The sequence below is a fragment of the Halomonas sp. BC04 genome, assembly GCF_000568385.1.
Genome location: NZ_AZQX01000388.1, coordinates 1 through 16805, shown reverse-complemented (window position 1 = coordinate 16805; position 16805 = coordinate 1). Strand labels below are relative to the sequence as shown.

Annotated in this window: 14 protein-coding genes and 1 pseudogene; 7 read left to right on the top strand and 8 right to left on the bottom strand. The window is 64.0% G+C overall.

Going from position 1 to position 16805, the window contains the following annotated elements:
• Window positions 1–19: 19 nt before the first annotated feature.
• From Q427_RS25965 to ku (Q427_RS25955), 3 genes are read left to right on the top strand one after another with little or no spacing between them, the layout of a single operon-like run.
• Window positions 20–223: a hypothetical protein gene (locus Q427_RS25965; protein ID WP_043518328.1), complete on the top strand. Its 204-nt coding sequence runs from the start codon at window positions 20–22 to the stop codon at window positions 221–223.
• Window positions 223–1002 (top strand): non-homologous end joining protein Ku, encoded by a 780-nt coding sequence (gene ku / locus Q427_RS25960; protein ID WP_043518326.1) that lies wholly within the window; start codon window positions 223–225, stop codon window positions 1000–1002. Before Q427_RS25965 ends, ku (Q427_RS25960) begins: the two co-directional genes overlap by 1 nt.
• On the top strand, window positions 995–2122 hold the full coding sequence (gene ku / locus Q427_RS25955) for a non-homologous end joining protein Ku (RefSeq protein WP_043518325.1): 1128 nt from the start codon (window positions 995–997) through the stop codon (window positions 2120–2122). Before ku (Q427_RS25960) ends, ku (Q427_RS25955) begins: the two co-directional genes overlap by 8 nt.
• A gap of 51 nt (window positions 2123–2173) precedes the next feature.
• Here the strand turns inward: ku (Q427_RS25955) and acs are convergent, their stop codons facing one another.
• Both acs and Q427_RS25945 read right to left on the bottom strand, forming a co-directional pair.
• Window positions 2174–4123 (bottom strand): acetate--CoA ligase, encoded by a 1950-nt coding sequence (acs, locus tag Q427_RS25950; protein WP_043518324.1) that lies wholly within the window; start codon window positions 4121–4123, stop codon window positions 2174–2176.
• Window positions 4124–4295: 172 nt separating this feature from the next.
• Window positions 4296–4841 (bottom strand): SprT family zinc-dependent metalloprotease, encoded by a 546-nt coding sequence (locus Q427_RS25945; protein ID WP_043518322.1) that lies wholly within the window; start codon window positions 4839–4841, stop codon window positions 4296–4298.
• 255 nt (window positions 4842–5096) lie between these two features.
• Here Q427_RS25945 and Q427_RS25940 point away from each other — a divergent pair, with 255 nt between their 5' ends.
• Complete coding sequence (locus tag Q427_RS25940; protein ID WP_051496723.1) at window positions 5097–5759, top strand: YecA/YgfB family protein; 663 nt, start codon at window positions 5097–5099, stop codon at window positions 5757–5759.
• 52 nt (window positions 5760–5811) lie between these two features.
• Here the strand turns inward: Q427_RS25940 and Q427_RS25935 are convergent, their stop codons facing one another.
• Window positions 5812–6933 carry a phospholipase D-like domain-containing protein gene (locus Q427_RS25935; protein ID WP_043518321.1) on the bottom strand — a complete coding sequence of 374 codons (1122 nt, stop codon included), beginning with the start codon at window positions 6931–6933 and terminating at the stop codon, window positions 5812–5814.
• Between the two features lie 123 nt (window positions 6934–7056).
• Here Q427_RS25935 and Q427_RS31700 point away from each other — a divergent pair, with 123 nt between their 5' ends.
• The 3 genes and pseudogenes from Q427_RS31700 to Q427_RS37200 all read left to right on the top strand — a co-directional run bounded on the left by Q427_RS31700 (window position 7057) and on the right by Q427_RS37200 (window position 9495).
• Entirely contained in the window at window positions 7057–7506 is a 450-nt protein-coding gene (locus Q427_RS31700; RefSeq protein WP_155833699.1) for a hypothetical protein, read from the top strand.
• Entirely contained in the window at window positions 7479–8033 is a 555-nt protein-coding gene (locus Q427_RS34885; RefSeq protein WP_231613927.1) for a 1-acyl-sn-glycerol-3-phosphate acyltransferase, read from the top strand. The genes Q427_RS31700 and Q427_RS34885 overlap by 28 nt, the downstream gene beginning before the upstream one ends.
• A pseudogene (locus Q427_RS37200) lies at window positions 8033–9495 on the top strand (1-acyl-sn-glycerol-3-phosphate acyltransferase). The gene Q427_RS34885 and the pseudogene Q427_RS37200 overlap by 1 nt, the downstream one beginning before the upstream one ends.
• 22 nt (window positions 9496–9517) lie before the next feature.
• Here the strand turns inward: Q427_RS37200 and Q427_RS25920 are convergent.
• From Q427_RS25920 to aceE, 5 genes are all read right to left on the bottom strand, one after another.
• On the bottom strand, window positions 9518–10222 hold the full coding sequence (locus Q427_RS25920; RefSeq protein WP_051496726.1) for a class I SAM-dependent methyltransferase: 705 nt from the start codon (window positions 10220–10222) through the stop codon (window positions 9518–9520).
• A 65-nt stretch (window positions 10223–10287) separates the two neighbouring features.
• Window positions 10288–10992: a tRNA (adenosine(37)-N6)-threonylcarbamoyltransferase complex dimerization subunit type 1 TsaB gene (gene tsaB / locus Q427_RS25915; protein WP_043518318.1), complete on the bottom strand. Its 705-nt coding sequence runs from the start codon at window positions 10990–10992 to the stop codon at window positions 10288–10290.
• 110 nt (window positions 10993–11102) lie between these two features.
• Window positions 11103–11759 (bottom strand): adenylate kinase, encoded by a 657-nt coding sequence (gene adk, locus Q427_RS25910; protein ID WP_043518317.1) that lies wholly within the window; start codon window positions 11757–11759, stop codon window positions 11103–11105.
• 250 nt (window positions 11760–12009) lie between these two features.
• Window positions 12010–14043, bottom strand: a complete 2034-nt coding sequence (aceF, locus tag Q427_RS25905; RefSeq protein ID WP_043518315.1) for a pyruvate dehydrogenase complex dihydrolipoyllysine-residue acetyltransferase — start codon at window positions 14041–14043, stop codon at window positions 12010–12012.
• A 63-nt stretch (window positions 14044–14106) separates the two neighbouring features.
• Complete coding sequence (aceE, locus tag Q427_RS25900) at window positions 14107–16779, bottom strand: pyruvate dehydrogenase (acetyl-transferring), homodimeric type (protein ID WP_043518314.1); 2673 nt, start codon at window positions 16777–16779, stop codon at window positions 14107–14109.
• Window positions 16780–16805 lie beyond the last annotated feature (26 nt).

Below are 16805 nucleotides of genomic sequence, written 5' to 3'. Positions count from 1 at the left end.
ATGGAGCGAGGGAGACGACATGAGCGAAGCGCCCTGGTGGCTCGAATCCGGTCCCGAAACCTGCCAGTTCTGCCTGCGCACCTTTCACTACGAAGCGGGCTACCACTGCATCTATTGCGACCGACCGATCTGCCCGGTGTGCGTGGCGACACGCTTCGAGAGCCGCGAGACGCTCTGCCCCGAATGCCATGAGGATGGCAACCATCACAAGGAGGAAAACTGATGGCGGCACGAGCAATGTGGAAAGGGGTGATTCGCTTCGGCGAGGCTCAGGTTCCGGTCAAGCTCTACTCGGCGGTGCAGGACCGCAGCGTGCATTTCCGCCTGCTCCATGAGAAGGACCGCTCTCCGGTGAAGCAGGCTATGGTCAATCCCGAAACCGACGACATCGTGCCCTACGCCGAGACTCGGCGCGCCTATCGCACGGACGAGGGCAGCCTGGTGTTGTTCGACAAGAAGGAGCTTGAGGCGCTGGAACCCGACTCGGGGCGAGATATCGAGGTGATCCGCTTCATGCCCTCCCAGGTGATCGACCACCGCTGGTACGACCGCCCCTATTACCTTGGCCCCGACGGCAGCGAGTCGCTCTACTTCGCCTTGGCCGAAGCATTGGGCAACAGCGGCAAGGAGGGACTGGCGCGCTGGGTCATGCGCAAGAAGAGCTACGTCGGCGCCCTGCGCCTGCACCGCGGCGTACCCATGCTGATGTCGCTGCGCCACGAGGAGCAGGTGGTTCCGGTGGATGCGCTGGAGCCTCCGAAGGGCAAGGCGCTCGACACCAAAGAGCTCGACATGGCGCGTCAACTGATCGGCATGCTGGAAGCGGAGTTCGACCCCGAGGAGTACCACGACGAATATCGCGAACGGGTGCTGGAGCTGATCGAGGCCAAGCAGCGCGGCAAGAAGAGCGTCAAGGTCACACCGATACGCCGCCGCGAAGCTTCCGACGACCTGTCAAAGGCTCTCGAAGCCAGCCTGAAGAAGGAGCGCAAGCGTGCCTAGCCAGAGCAAGCGCCCAAAGGACAAGGACAAGTCCAGAGACGAAGCGGCCCAGAGCAAGGAGAAGCAGCGCTTCCACGCCAGCGGCCCGCGCCCGCTGTGGTCGGGCACCATCACCTTCGGCCTGGTCAGCCTGCCGGTCAACCTGTACCCGGCCAACCGGCCCAAGCCGGTCTCGCTGCACATGGTTGACCGCGACGGCACGCGGCTGGCGCGCCGCTACTTCTGCGAGAAGGAGGAGCGCGTACTTGACTACGATGAGCTGGTCCGCGGCTACGAGGTCGAGAAGAACGAGTTCGTGGTGGTGGAAGAGCACGAGCTCGAGTCGCTGGCGCCCGAGAAATCCCAGGAGATCGACCTCAAGCGCTTCGTCGGCCTCGACGAGATCGACCCGATGTATTTCCAGCGCGCCTACTTCATGACCCCCGACAAGGGCGTGACCAAGGCCTATCGACTGCTGGCAAAGAGCATGGAGGAATCCGAGCGCGCCGGTATCGCCACCTTCGTCATGCGCGGCAAGGAGTACCTGGTGGCGATCATCGCCGAGAAGGGTATCCTGCGCGCCGAGACGCTGCGCTTCGCCGAGGAGGTGCGCTCGCCCGAGGGGATCGAACTGCCCGACATTTCCCAGACCGACAAGAAGAAGATCCAGGCCATACAGCAAGGTATTGACGAATTGACCGAGACAGACTTAGAGCGCGATGCGCTCCAGGACCTGCAGAGTCAGCGCATCGTCGATCGCGCAGAGGAGAAGATCTCTCGCGGCGAAGATGTGGTCACGCTGGGCGAGGAGGACGAGTCCGACGTCGAACCGGAACAGGGCGGCGAAGTAATCGACCTGATGCAGGTGCTCAAGCAGAGCCTGGCAGAGGGCCGACCGCCAGGTCAGGAGATTCGAAGAGACACCGAGGCCGACGCCAGGAAAGGCAAGCCGAACAAGAGCGGCAAGACCTCAGCCAAGCGCAACCCGGGGAAGAAGGCCTCTGCGAGGAAGGACAGCTCCTCCAAGCTGGATACACTTTCCCGTGATCAGCTCTATGAGCGCGCCAAGGCACTCGACCTGCCCGGCCGAAGCCGCATGAGCAAGGCCGAGCTGGTCGAAGCGATCACCAGCGCCGACTGAAACGAAAACGCCGGCCACAAGGGCCGGCGAAGAGGGTCATGGAAGCGATGGTTAGCGAACGGCGCGGTTCTCGATCAGGTCGTCCACCACGCTCGGATCGGCCAGGGTACTGGTATCGCCAAGGCCATCGGTCTCGTTGGCGGCGATCTTGCGCAGGATACGGCGCATGATCTTGCCAGAACGCGTCTTGGGCAAGCCCGGCGCCCACTGGATGACGTCGGGCGAGGCGATCGGCCCAATGTCCTTGCGCACCCACTGGGTCAACTCTTTCTTGAGTTCATCGCTGGGCTCAACGCCATCGGTCAGGGTCACATAGATGTAGATGCCCTGACCCTTGATGTCGTGGGGGAAGCCAACCACGGCAGCCTCGGCTACGGCATCATGGGCCACCAGCGATGACTCGATCTCGGCGGTCCCCATGCGGTGGCCTGAAACGTTGAGCACGTCGTCAACCCGGCCGGTGATCCAGTAGTAGCCATCCTCATCGCGGCGGCAGCCGTCACCGGTGAAATACATCCCCTTGTAGGTAGAGAAGTAGGTCTGCACGAAGCGGTCGTGATCGCCCCAGATCGAGCGGGCCTGACCGGGCCAGGAATCCAGAATCACCAGGTTGCCGTCTGCAACACCCTCGAGTTCGTTGCCTTCACTGTCGACCAGTGCCGGCATCACGCCAAAGAACGGCAGCGTGGCGGACCCCGGCTTGAGGTCCATGGCACCGGGCAGCGGCGAAATCAGGATGCCGCCGGTTTCGGTCTGCCACCAGGTATCGACGATCGGACACCTGGAGTTGCCTATAACGCGGTAGAACCACTCCCACGCCTCGGGATTGATCGGCTCTCCTACCGAGCCGAGCAGGCGCAGGCTTTCACGCTTGCTGGAGTCCATCACGCTATCACCGTGGGCCATCAAGGCACGGATGGCGGTCGGTGCGGTATAGAGAATGTTGACCTTGTGCTTGTCGACGATTTCGCCCATGCGGCCGTGGCTCGGATAGCTCGGCACGCCCTCGAACATCAACGTGGTGGCGCCGTTGGCCAGTGGTCCATAGACGATATAGCTGTGGCCGGTGACCCAGCCCACGTCGGCGGTACACCAGTAAACCTCTCCGTCTTGATAGTCGAAGATGTACTGGTGGGTCAGGCTGGCGTAGACCAGGTAACCGCCCGTCGTGTGCTTGAGGCCCTTGGGCGCACCGGTGGAGCCGGAAGTATAGAGAATGAACAGCGGATCCTCGGCGTTCATCTCCTCCGCCGGGCAATCGCTGGCTTGCTTGTCGACCAGGTCGTGATACCAGACGTCACGGCCTTGATTCCAGTCGATCTCGCCGCCTGTACGCTTGACCACCAGCACCGTTTCGCACATCTCCGTGCCCTTGCGGGTCAGGGCTGCATCGACGTTGTCCTTGAGCGGCACCTGCTTCCCGCCACGCACCGACTCATCGGCAGTGATGACGAGCTTGGAATCGGCGCCGTTGATGCGCTGGGCAAGAGCGTCCGGGGAGAAGCCGCCAAACACCACGGAGTGCACGGCACCGATGCGAGCGCAGGCCAGCATGGCCACGGCCGCTTCGGGAATCATCGGCATGTACAGGGTCACGACATCGCCCTTGCCGATGCCGAGTTCCTTGAGCGCGTTGGCCAGCTGACAGGTCTTGGCGTGAAGCTCGCGGTAGCTGACGTGCTTGGCATCCTTGGGGTCGTCACCTTCCCAGATGATGGCGGTCTGGTCGCCGCGCGTCTCCAGGTGGCGGTCAAGGCAGCTCACACTGGCATTCAGCGTACCATCCTCGAACCAGCGGATATCGACGTTATGCGAATCGAAGGAAGTATTCTTGATCTTGGTCGGTGCCTTGATCCAGTCGACACGCTTGGCCTGCTCCGCCCAGAACCCCTCGGGGTCGTCAACGGACTGCTGGTACATGGCCTGATACTTTTCCTTGTCGACCCAGGCGTTGGCGGCAAAGTCGTCGCTTACCGGATGGACTTTCTGCTGTTCGGTCATTGAATAGCCTCTTCCAGGAGATGCCCCACTCTCTGTGGATACCGCCGGCAGCATTATTGTTGGTTGCGCCGGCACCATGATGTCCCTCCAGCATATACCTCCTGTGGCGGCCTTCCCCTTAGACCTTGGTATCAAGATTTTTCTTTTTCTTTTCAAATAGTTGGATAGCGTTTCAGCGCTCTACAAACGGCTGATAGACCAAGGTCTGACGACAATGACGGCAGCGATAGCCTCGCCCGCCCCTCGCCAGGGAATGACGGCGTGCGGTGAAGGCGTGTTCACGGCAATGACAGACGTAGCGGAAGGGCGCAGGGCTGGCCCGTCCCGTATCGAAGGCATGGGTCACCCGGGGCTCGAGACCGAAAAGCCGCTGCATCACCGTGCGCCACTCGCGCCCATGGGGGCGGGCCCGGTGGCCATCGCTGAGGTGGTGCACCAGCCAGTGGGCCATCTCGTGGGGCACCACCTCAACCAGGTAAGCATGGCGGTTTTCCCGGTAGAGCACCGGGTTGAAGCGCAGTCCACCGCGTCCATAGTGTGCCTGGCCGGCGCATTTGCCACGCAGGTCTAACCAGACCCGGGGCCGAGGCAGCTCGGGGTGGAATTCGCAGCAGAGCCACCAGGCGGCCTCGACCCGGTCGAGCAGCGCCCGATGCAGCGCCGCCTCGTCGAGCTGTGACAGCCAGGTAGCGCCGGGATCAGGCAGGGCCGGTCGCACGTGCCGGCAATGGAGTGATTGAGTGCAGTCGCGGGGTGGTTCATGGCGAAACTGTCGAGTCCCTCATGCGAGTTCCTGAAGCGGGCTCCTGGCTGGGCCGGCAGTGCATGGACAGTGCACGACAAGGCCGGATGGGGCCAAGAGTGCTAGAATGGCGGCCCGGGAAGGCGACGTCCAGCCCCTCTCCCCCAACGGGGACAAGAGCCTTTTCGATCCAATGCATCCTTATCCGACCTGCCGCCAGCGAGAGGCCCCATGTCCGACACGCCCCAGCCCCAGCCACTGCTCGAGGATGAAGCACTCGAACGGCTCGACGAGTACCTGGATTCCGACCGCGTCGATCCCGACGCCCTGGATCTTATCTCGGCCCATGGCTTCCTGGTAGCCCTGGCCGTGGCCCCGAGCGAAGTCGAGACCGCCGCCTGGATCGCCGAGCTCTTCCAGGGCGAACCCAGCTTCGCAGACGATACCGAACGCAGCGAGATCCTCGGCCTGCTGGAGCGGCTCCGCAATAATGCCATCGATACCCTGGAACAGGGCGGGCTCCCTGAGCTGCCCTTCGATACCGCCCTGGACGGCCTCCCTCCGGAAGAGACACCCATCGGAGACTGGTGCGCCGGGTTCATGGAAGGCGTCTTCCTGGATGAAGCCTCCTGGTTCGAACACGACGAGGAGACCGTGGCCACCCTGCTGCTGCCCTTCATGGCACTTTCCGGGCTGTTCGAGGACGAACCCGACATGGCGGAGCTAGCCACCGATACGGCACGACTGCAGTCCCTCGTCGACCAGCTGCCGGAGCTGGTGCTGGATCTCTACCTGCACTACCGGGTACCACCCGAGACGCCGAAACCCATGCCTCGCCGCAAGAAACCCGCCGGACGCAATACCGGTACGGGCAAACCCAGCGGCAAGCGATAGTTCTTGTCCCCTTCGGCTTACCGGATGTCGCTCTCCTCAATCTATCGGCTGACTAACGCAATCGCGTCAGCCAGCCATCCACCCGGCCAAAGACCCATTCCTTGAACTTCTGCCACCGGGGGCGTCGCGCCCACTCCTGCCGGGTGATCTCCTGGCTGGCCGAGAAGTTGCGCTCGAACAGGGCGGCGACCTCACCGGCAAAGCGGGCATCGTCCACCTCCTGGTTGGCCTCAAGATTCCAGTGCAGGCTCCAGTGGTCGAAATTGCACGAGCCAATGCTCGACCAGTTGTCCGCCAGGGTGAACTTGGCATGGATGAAGCTGGGCTCGAACTCGAAGATCCGCACCCCGGCCTTGAGCATGCGGCGATAGAAGCGCTGCCCCGCATAGCGGACCCCGGGATGATCGTGATCCTTGCCCGGCAGCAGCAGCCGCACATCGACCCCGCGGCGTGCCGCCCGCACCAGGCGCAAGCGCAGGCTGAAGGTCGGCACGAAGTAGGGCGTACAGAGCCAGATACGCCGCTGCGCCGCGGAGACCCGGGCATAGAGGGAGTGCCGGATCGCCTGATAGCGATAGCCCTGCCCCCACACGACCCGGCCGCGCATGCCACGATAGTCCTCCTGCTGCGTCAACCGGAGCCCCACCTCTCGCACCAGGGAGGGTGCCCCTTCGCCGCGCGTCAAGGGAGAATCCCAGAGCCGGGAGAAGAGCCGTACCCAGTCGGCCACCACCGGACCCTCGATCCGTACCGCCACTTCGTACCAGGCGCTCAGGAACTCGTCGACGGCGCCAAAGCCGCCGGTGAAGGCCACCCGACCATCCACCACCACGACCTTGCGATGATCCCGGGTCAGGTTGCGTGCCAGGGAATGGAAGCCCAGTGGATTGAACAGCCGAAGCGCTATGCCGGCCGCCTCGATGCGCTGCCGATCCTCTCCGGCCAGCCCCCTGGCACCGTAACCGTCCAGCATCAGGGCAACCTTCACCCCCCGCTCGGCAGCCCGTGTCAGGGCGTCGAGCAGAGCCGTTGTCAGCCGCCCCGACTCCATCAGGTAGAGTTCGATCAGTATCGAATGGCGCGCGTCCTCGATGGCATCGAACATCGCCGGCAAGAAACGCGATGACTCCGCCAGCAGCTGGAACCGATTGCCATCCCGCCACACGCCATGCATGGCATGTCTCCCGTATCCACTTCGTGGCTGAATTGACGCATGTTTGCGCGCCGAGGGAAAGCACCTGACCCCACAGGCGAGGCAAGGCTATACTGGCGCCTCGCCCCCAGCAGAGGCAACCGGATGGCCCTTGCTCACACCCTGCTCGCTCCCCTTCGCAGCCTGCTGAGGCGCCTGGTCAACGCCTGTGTAGAGACCCGACTGATCGAGCCAAGCCCCGAAGCGCTGGCACTCGACCCGAGCCTGCCGACCCTCTATGTGCTGCCCCACCCGGCCCTCTCCGACACCCTGCTGCTGGAGGCCCTGTGCCAGCGCCACGGGCTGCCGTCGGCCGGGGGCAAGTGCAGGACTCATGGCATCGAGCTACCGGCTTGTCTGCCGCTGCCGGCCCGTCGTCGACGCCTTTGGCGACGCGGGACTGCCAGCCCGGCCCCCTTCCTCTCGGCGCTGGAGCAGCTCGCGGCGAACCCCGGCGCGACCTGCAGCTGGTGCCGGTCAGCGTATTCTGGGGGCGGGCCCCGGGCAAACGGTTCGGCTTCTGGCGCATGCTGGCCACCGATAGCTGGCAGCTGACGGGAAGATTGCGTCGCGCCCTGTCGGTGCTGGTCAATGGCCGCAACGTGGAGGTCCATTTCGGTGCACCGCTGCGTCTTCGCGACCTGCTCGATGCACGCGGCCCGGCGCTGGCCAACCGCAAGACCGCCCGCCTGCTGCGTGTCCATTTCCGGCGCATTCGTACCCGCGTGCTGGGTCCCGACCTCTCCCACCGCCGCACCTTGATCGAAGGGGTAGCCAGAAGCCCAGAGGTGCGTCGTGTCATCGGGGAGCTCGCCAGGAGCGAGAAGCGCTCACCACAGCGCCTCGAGCGACGTGCCCTGCGCTACGGGCGCGAGATCGCCTCCAGCATGAGCTACCCGGTACTGCGCTTCATGGACGGGCTTCTGCGACGCCTCTGGAATCGCCTCTACGACGGCGTCAACGTTCAAGGGCTAGCACGTGTCAAGGATCTGGCCGGCGACCATACCCTGGTCTATGTGCCCTGCCACCGCAGCCACATCGACTACCTGTTGCTCTCCTATGTGCTCTACCGCGATGGCTGATGCCACCCCATGTCGCCGCCGGGCGCAATCTCGATATCCCGCTGATCGGCCCATTGCTGCGACGCGGCGGTGCCTTCTTCATGCGCCGAAGCTTTCGCGACAAGCCGCTCTACGCAGCGGTCTTCAATGAGTACCTGCATCGCCTTCTGGCCCGGGGCCACCCGCTGGAGTACTTCATCGAAGGCGGCCGCTCCCGCAGCGGCCGCATGCTGACACCACGACCCGGCATGCTGGCGATGACCCTGCGCTCCTTTCATCGCAGCGCAGCCGCTACCACCCCGCCGAAACTCGCCTTCATACCGGTCTATATCGGCTACGAACGGATCATCGAAAGCGCCAGCTACGAGCGTGAGCTGCGAGGCGCCAAGAAGCGCAAGGAGAGCCCGCTGGCGCTGTTGCGGGTCGTCGGCCAGCTGCGCCAGCCCTTCGGTCAGGTGACGGTCAGCGTCGGTGACCCGCTGCTGCTCGGCGACTATCTCGACAGCCTGGCCCCCCAATGGCGCAACGCCCCGGTCGAGCCGAAACCCGACTGGCTCGGCGAAGCGGTACCGCGCCTGGGCAGCGAACTGGCCAGGCGCATCAACGCCGCCGCCGCCCTCAACCCGGTCAACCTCGTCGCCCTGGTACTCCTGGCGACGCCCCACAATGCCCTCGAGGCGAGCCTGATGACGCGCCAGCTGGCGCTGCTCGCCGGACTGCAGGAACGCTGCCCGGGAGGCCCCGATGTCAGGCTGCCGAAAGGCGAGCCGAGCGACTGGATAGAGCAGGTGATCGCACTGGGCATGATCGAGCGGCGCAGCATCCCCTGGGCGATATCCTGATGGCCAAGCCGGAGCAGGCCAGCCTGCTGGTGTGGTACCGCAACAACGTGCTTCATCTCTTCGCCCTGGCGGGACTCACCGCCTTCGCCTTCCGGCACGCCCCGCAGCACGACCTGGACAGCCTGCGCCACCTTCTCGAGCCCGCCTGGCCGATACTCGCCAGGGAACTCTTCCTGGAGAAAGACGCCTTGGCCGGTACGCTACCGGCCATGCTCGATACACTCGGCCAGGCGGGACTGCTGACAAACGAGGCAGGAGCCTGGCATCGTGCCGAGGAGCTGGAGGCCGGCGAACAACTCGACCTGCTGGGACGACTGATGCAACCCTCGCTGGAGCGCGGTTATCTGCTGCTGGCGATTCTGCTGGACCAGCCGCCGGGCAGCCAGGGGCGCGACGGTCTCACCGAACGCAGTCGCCAGATGGCCGAGCGGCTAGCACTTCTCTCGGGTCGGGACGCCCCCGAATTCTTCGACCGCAGCCTGTTCGCCGGCCTGATCGGGAGCCTCGAGGCCGAGGGCTGGGTATGGGAAGCCAGTGACAGGCTATGGTTCGACCAGCGTCTGCGCGAAGCGGCCCAGCGTTCGCGGGCCCTGTTCGACGCCGAGCTTCGCCATCGCCTCCAACTGGTCACCCGTGGGTAACAGGCAGGCCAAGGGGTACCAGTCAAGCCAGTGAGCGGTGCACGTAGAGGTCGTAGCGGCTGGTCTTGCCTTCGATGACATGGCGGGGGGCGGGGCCGGCAATGGGCGGAGCCTTGCGCGGACGCTTCACCACTACCCGATGCGTGGCCACGTCCAGTGCCGCTTCGAGCAGGCGAGGCGCATCGTCGTCATCGCCGGCCAGCAACCGGAACAGCCGCATCTCCTTCTTCACCAGGGCAGACTTCTCGCGGTGAGGAAACATGGGGTCGAGATGAACCACTTGCGGCAGCATGCCGCTATCGGCCACCAGCTCAGCCAGGTACCTTGAGGCATCGCCATGGGCCAGGGTCAGCCGCTGGGCGATCTCTGCCGTCTCGGCATCGCTGCGGGCTCGAACCAGGGCGTCTTCCAGCAGCGCATGGATCACGGCTACGCGCTCGATCATCAGCACCCGGGCACCGAGACTCGCCAGCACGAAGGCGTCCCGCCCCAGCCCGGCGGTGGCGTCCACCACGGTAGGCGTGATACCACCGCTCAGGCCGCAGGCCCGGGCAATCAGCTGTCCCCGCCCCCCGCCGAAGCGCCTGCGGTGCGCCGCCCGGCCGCTCACGAAATCCACCACCAGGGGCTTGCCGTAGCGCCGCTCATCACCGCAGAGAGCCAGAGCACCGTCCTCGCGCCGTAATACCAGCTCGGCATCGCCCGCCGCGTCCAGCGGAAGGCCCAGACGCTGCGCCAACGGCGCCAGCACGTCCCCTTCCACCGCGACCCTGCAGGCGGTGTCCCGGCACCTCACCGACTCTTCTTCCAGGCGACCTGGTCGCGCAGATAGATAGGCTGGACGTCATGGGCGGCATGACGCTCACCGTCGGCATAGGCACGGGCCGCCAGCAGCACCATCTCCTCGGCCGCCGGCTCCAGTGCCGTGTCGCCCTGGCGCACCGCCGTGCGAATCGCGTCCGACATCGCCTCACGCAGCGCCCAGCCGCTGCCCACGCCGACCCAGTCGCATCCCGAGTGGCCTTCCGGCAGCTGCAGTCGTTCCGGAGGCATGACCGCCTCCTGTGAAAGCGCCTCGATCACCCCATCATGACAGCGCCAGGACGCCACATAGATCTCACCCATGCGCGCATCCAGTGCGGTGATGACGTGGGATAGCGCATGCCGGCGATGAGCCCCCAGGGCCAGCGCCTCAAGGGTCGAGACACCGAGCAGGGGGCGATCCAGGCCGTAGGCCAGGCCCTGGGCAAGGCCTGCCGCAATACGCAAGCCGGTGAAGGAGCCCGGACCACGGCCGAAGGCCACAGCGTCCAGCTCGGAAGGCGCCAGACCGGCCTCGGCCAGGACCTGGTCGACCATCGGCAGCAAGCGACGGGTATGATCACGAGGCGTCAGCGCGAAGCGTGAGACCAATACGTCGTCGCTGCCTTCACAGCGTTGCAGCAGCGCGGCGGAACAGGCACTCGAGGAGGCATCAAGGGCCAGCAAAATCGGCATAGGCGGGCATCGTGAAGAGAAGTGGGTGACCATTATACGCCGCTGGCCGCTAAACGACGATGGCCCGCCATAGGCGGGCCATCAAAAACAAGCAGCAAATCAGCCTTTCCTTAGCCTTCCAGTGCCTCGCGCACCTGACTGGTAATCTCATCGACACTGCCGACGCCATCGACCCGATGATAGGCGGGTGCCGCCTGGGGATCCTTCTCGGCCCACTGCTTGTAGTAATCGACCAGAGGTGCCGTCTGATCATGGTAGACCGACAGGCGATGACGCACCGTCGATTCACTGTCATCCTCACGCTGGATCAGGGGCTCACCGGTGACATCATCCTTGCCCGTTTCACGGGGCGGATTGTATTCGATGTGGTAGACCCGGCCGGAGCCAGGGTGTACACGACGACCCGCCAGACGCTTGACGATCTCTTCATCGGCCACTGCGATTTCCAGCACATGGTCGATCTTCACACCGGCCTCCTTCATGGCATCGGCCTGAGGAATGGTGCGGGGGAAGCCGTCGAAGAGGAAGCCGTTCTTGCAGTCAGACTGGGCGATACGTTCCTTGACCAGGGCGATGATGAGATCATCGGAAACCAGGCCACCGCTGGACATGACCTCCTTGGCCTTGAGGCCCAACTCACTGCCTTCCTTGACGGCGGCGCGCAGCATATCGCCAGTGGAAATCTGCGGAATATTGTAGCGTTCGCAGATGAACTGTGCCTGTGTGCCCTTGCCGGCACCCGGGGCGCCCAACAGGATCAAACGCATCTGGCGGCTCCTTGAAAAAGTGATAAATTCTTTGGTGAAGAGGGATTGGAAAAGAACGATAACCGTGTGGCCCCGGCCAGACAACCTCGAATACGCTGACGAGGTCAGCCATGCGGGATAAAGCACCTGCGTTTTCAGCCAATTAACCCACAACTTGCACTTTGGTCTTCCCTGTGGCTGTCCCGCCTGACGAAAACACCGGCGACGCCCCAGGAGGCGCCGCCGGTGTGCGGAGTCGTACCAATGCTGCCTACAGCAACAGCCGACGGATGTCGGTCAACACATCGGCCAGGAAGGCGGTGAATCGAGCCGCATCGGCACCGTTGATGGCCCGGTGGTCGTAGGAGAGCGAGAGCGGCATCATCAGCCGCGGCTCGAAGTCGCTACCGTTCCAGACCGGCTTCATCTGCGCCTTGGAGACGCCGAGAATGGCCACTTCCGGTGCATTGACGATGGGCGTGAAGGCCGTGCCGCCAATGGAGCCAAGGCTCGAGATGGTAAAGCAGCCGCCGGTCATCTCCTCACGCTTGAGCTTCTTGGTCTGCGCCTTCTTGCCGAGGTCCGCCATGGTAGTGGCGATCTCGATCAGTGACTTCTTGTCGGCATCACGCACCACCGGCACCATCAGCCCGTCCGGGGTGTCCACGGCGACGCCGATATGGACATACTTCTTCCATACCAGGGTCTCGCCGTCGCCCTTGAGGCTGACGTTGAACTGCGGGAACTTCTTCAGCGCGAAGGCGCATGCCTTGACCATGAAGGGCAGCGGCGTGAGCTTGGCGCCCTGTGCCTCGGCCTCGGCCTTCATCGCCTTGCGGAACGCCTCCAGCTCGGTGATATCTGCCTCGTCGAACTGGGTCACGTGGGGTACGTTGAGCCAGCTGCGATGCAGGTTGGTGGCCCCCATCTTGAGCAGGCGCCCCATGGGCTTCTCTTCCACCTCACCGAACTGACTGAAGTCGACTTCGGGAATGGGCGGAATACCGGCACCACCGCTCGCCGCCGGGGCAGCAGCCTGAGCCTTGCCCTGGCCGGCCATCACCTGCTTGACGTAGGCGTGGACGTCCTCCTTCAGCACCCGCTCCTTGGGGCCGCTGGGCTTGACCAGCCCCAGGTCCACCCCCAGCTCCCGGGCCAGCATGCGCACCGCCGGGCCGGCATGAACCAGCTTGCCGTCCCGCGGCTTGTGCGCGGCCATCTGCGCCTCGGGGCTCGGCGTCCCGCCCGGGGTCGGGGCAGGCTTGTCGGCCTTGGCCTGAGACGCCTTCTGCTCGGCCGGCTTCTTGCTTGCCTCTTTGCTCTTCTCCTTGCTCGCAGCCGGCTTGGCACCGGCCACTTCGATATAACCGATCAAGTCGCCTTCGGAAACGGTGTCGCCCTCCTTGACGGTGAGCTCCACCAACTTGCCCTTGTAGGGGCTCGGTACGTCCATGCTGGCCTTATCCGACTCCAGGGTGATCAACGGGTCTTCCTCGTTGACCTCATCCCCTGCACTGGCGGTGATCTCGATGATCGGCACGTCGCTGGCACCGGACAGGTCCGGTACGCGAATCTCCTTGCGCTCGGGCTCGCCGCTGGCGGCTTCCTCCTCGGCCGGGGCCTCGGCCTGCTCGGCCCCCTCATCACTGGGCTTCTTGCTGGACTTTTCACCGGACTGGGCTGCTGCCGGCTCGTCGCCTTCGTCACCGCCCTCGCCGGCGATCTCCATGGTGCCGACCACATCGCCTTCGGAGACCGTATCGCCCTCTTTCACCGTCAGCGTGATCAGCTTTCCGGTATGGGGACTCGGCACATCCATGGAAGCCTTGTCGGACTCCAGGGTAAACAGGGTATCCTCGGCCGCGATGTCGTCGCCTTCGGCCACGGCCACCTCGATGATTTCTACATCGCTGGAGCCGCCCAGGTCGGGCACCGTAATCTCCACCGTGCGAGAGCCGCCGCCACCGGAAACCTTCGCCGCCGGCTTCTCCTCGGCGGCTGCTTCCTCGGCCGGCTCGGCCTGGGCAGGTGCTTCGTCACGGGCCTCGTCAGCGCTGCTGCCGGCCCCTTCCACCTCAAGCTCGACGATGTCGTCGCCCTCGGAGACGGTATCGCCCTCCTTGACCAGCACCTTGAGCACCTTGCCGCCCTTGGGCGCAGGCACATCCATGCTGGCCTTGTCGGACTCCAGGGTGATCAAGGTATCCTCGGCCTCGATGACGTCACCTTCGGACACCGCGATTTCGATGATTTCGACATCTTCACTGCCGCCGATGTCGGGAACTTTGATGATTTCGCTACTCAAGGTCGCGCTCCTTCCAAATCGTGCCTGGAGCAGGCGGGCCCTGGGCCCGCCTGGCCACCGGAATCAGCTGGTCAGCGGATTAGGCTTGCTGGGATCAATGCCGTACTTCTTGATCGCCTCGGCGACGACCTTGCGGTCCAGCTCGCCGCGGTCGGCCAATGCCTTGAGTGCGGCGACGGTCACGAAGTAACGGTCGACCTCGAAGAAATGACGAAGCTTCTCGCGAGTGTCGGAGCGCCCATAGCCATCGGTCCCTAGTACATGGTAGTCGGTCGGAACCCAGGCTCGGACCTGGTCGGCAAACAGACGCATGTAGTCGGTCGAGGCAATGACCGGTCCCTTGCGGTCTTCCAGGCAGCGCGTGACGTGGGGCTTGACCGGCTCTTCAGCCGGATTGAGAAACGCCTCACGCTCCAGACCCAGCGCCTCGCGGCGCAGCTCGTTGAAGCTGGTGACACTCCAGATGTCGGAGCCGACACCCCACTCGTCGGCGAGCATCTGTGCGGCCACCTCGACCTCACGCAGGATGGTGCCGCAACCGAGCAGCTGAACATGCCCCTTGTCGCCCTTCACCTCGCGCAGGCGATACATGCCCTTGATGATGTCCTCGGCCGGCACTTCATCCAGCTCGGGGTGCTCGTAGTTCTCGTTCATCACCGTCAGGTAGTAGAAGCAGTTTTCCTTGTCGGAGAACATCCGCTTCAGGCCATCCTGGACGATGACCGCCACCTCATGACCGTAGGTCGGATCATAGCTGCGGCAGTTGGGGATGGTGGACGCCTGCAGATGGCTGTGGCCATCCTGATGCTGCAGCCCTTCGCCGTTCAGGGTGGTCCGCCCCGCGGTACCGCCGACCAGGAAGCCGCGGGCCTGGAGGTCACCGGCAGCCCAGGCCAGGTCACCGATGCGCTGGAAGCCGAACATCGAGTAGTAGATGTAGAACGGCAGCAGCGTCAGGTTGTTGTTGCTGTAGGAGGTGGCAGCGGCGATCCACGCCGACATGGCACCGGCCTCGGTAATGCCCTCCTCGAGGATCTGGCCCTGCTTGTCCTCGCGGTAGAACATGATCTGGCCCTTGTCGACGGGCTCGTATTTCTGGCCTTCGGAGGTGTAGATCCCCAGCTGGCGGAACATCCCCTCCATGCCGAAGGTGCGCGCCTCGTCGGGTACGATCGGCACCACTTGCTTACCGAGTTTCTTGTGCTTCACCAAGCCATTGAGAATACGCACGAACGACATGGTGGTGGAGACTTCGCGACCCTTGGAACCACCGGTCTGGGAGGCGAAGATCTTGTCGTCCAGGGAAGGAATCTCGAGGGCCTCGAAGTCGCTGCGCCGCTGGGGCAGGTAGCCGCCCAGGCGTTCGCGCTGCAGATGCATGTACTTGAGCTCGGGGGAGTCATCCTCCGGCTTGTAGTACGGCACCTCCTTGAGCTGCTCGTCGGTGAGCGGAATGCCGAAGCGATCGCGGAATTTGCGCAGCGCCTCGTACTCCATGGTCTTGACCTGATGCGCCTCGTTGGCCGCCTCGCCGTCGCCGCTACCCATGCCATAGCCCTTGACCGTATGGGCCAGGATCACGGTGGGCTTGCCGTTGGGCTTGTTGACCGCCTCGTTGTAGGCCGCATAGACCTTGAAGGGATCGTGGCCGCCGCGGTTGAGCTTCCAGATGTCCTCATCGGACATGTTCTTGACCATCTCCTCGGTTTCCGGGTACTTGCCGAAGAAATGCTCGCGGGTATAGGCGCCGCCGTTGGCCTTGTAGTTCTGGTATTCGCCGTCGACCGCTTCATCCATGCGCTTCTGCAGGATGCCCTTCTTGTCCTTCTCGAACAGCGGGTCCCAGAGCCGGCCCCAGACCACCTTGAGCACGTTCCAGCCGGCACCACGAAAGACGCCCTCGAGCTCGTCCATGATCCGACCGTTGCCACGAACGGGACCGTCGAGGCGCTGAAGGTTGCAGTTGATCACGAAGATCAGATTGTCCAGGTTTTCCCGGCCGGCCAGCGAGATCGCGCCGAGGGATTCCGGCTCGTCGCACTCGCCGTCACCCATGAAGCACCAGATCTTGCGGTCGTACATGTTCTTGAGTTCACGCGAATCCAGGTACTTCATCACGTGTGCCTGGTAGATCGCCTGAATCGGTCCCAGACCCATGGATACCGTGGGGAACTGCCAGAAATCCGGCATCAGCCAGGGGTGGGGATAGGAGGAGAGGCCATCACCATCGACTTCCTGGCGATACTTGTCCATCTGCGCCTCGGTGAGGCGTCCCTCCAGGTAGGCACGGGCATAGACGCCCGGCGCCACGTGGCCCTGGATATAGACCAGGTCACCCTCGAAGTCGCCATTGGGCGCTCGGAAGAAGTGGTTGAAGCCCACGTCGTAGAGTGTCGCTGCCGACATGAAGCTGGCGATATGGCCGCCCAGCCCGGGATTGGCCCGATTGTTTCGAATGACCTGAGCAATGGCGTTGTAGCGAATCAGGGAGCGAATGCGGCGCTCCATGAACAGGTCACCCGGCATCGGCGCTTCGCGATGCACCGGTATCGTGTTGCGGTGCGGTGTCGTCACCGAGAAGGGAACCTGCATGCCATCGCGGCGAAGCCGGTCAGCCAGGCGCGTCAACAGGTACCGGGCACGGCCTTCGCCCTCACGATCCAGGACCGACTCCAGGGAATCTATCCATTCCGTGGTTTCGACCGGATCGAAATCTTCTCTTGCCTCAAGACTCATAGACGTCTCTCCGAGTGACAATGTGA

What these genes read in the sequence shown, in the direction of transcription:
- aceE (WP_043518314.1), bottom strand. Translation starts at nt 16,779, where the DNA reads ATGAGTCTTGAGGCAAGAGAAGATTTCGATCCGGTCGAAACCACGGAA.
- Q427_RS31700 (WP_155833699.1), top strand. Translation starts at nt 7,057, where the DNA reads ATGGCCCTTGCTCACACCCTGCTCGCTCCCCTTCGCAGCCTGCTGAGG.
- acs (WP_043518324.1), bottom strand. Translation starts at nt 4,123, where the DNA reads ATGACCGAACAGCAGAAAGTCCATCCGGTAAGCGACGACTTTGCCGCC.
- Q427_RS25965 (WP_043518328.1), top strand. Translation starts at nt 20, where the DNA reads ATGAGCGAAGCGCCCTGGTGGCTCGAATCCGGTCCCGAAACCTGCCAG.
- Q427_RS34885 (WP_231613927.1), top strand. Translation starts at nt 7,479, where the DNA reads ATGCTGGCCACCGATAGCTGGCAGCTGACGGGAAGATTGCGTCGCGCC.
- adk (WP_043518317.1), bottom strand. Translation starts at nt 11,759, where the DNA reads ATGCGTTTGATCCTGTTGGGCGCCCCGGGTGCCGGCAAGGGCACACAG.
- Q427_RS25940 (WP_051496723.1), top strand. Translation starts at nt 5,097, where the DNA reads ATGTCCGACACGCCCCAGCCCCAGCCACTGCTCGAGGATGAAGCACTC.
- ku (WP_043518326.1), top strand. Translation starts at nt 223, where the DNA reads ATGGCGGCACGAGCAATGTGGAAAGGGGTGATTCGCTTCGGCGAGGCT.
- tsaB (WP_043518318.1), bottom strand. Translation starts at nt 10,992, where the DNA reads ATGCCGATTTTGCTGGCCCTTGATGCCTCCTCGAGTGCCTGTTCCGCC.
- Q427_RS25935 (WP_043518321.1), bottom strand. Translation starts at nt 6,933, where the DNA reads ATGCATGGCGTGTGGCGGGATGGCAATCGGTTCCAGCTGCTGGCGGAG.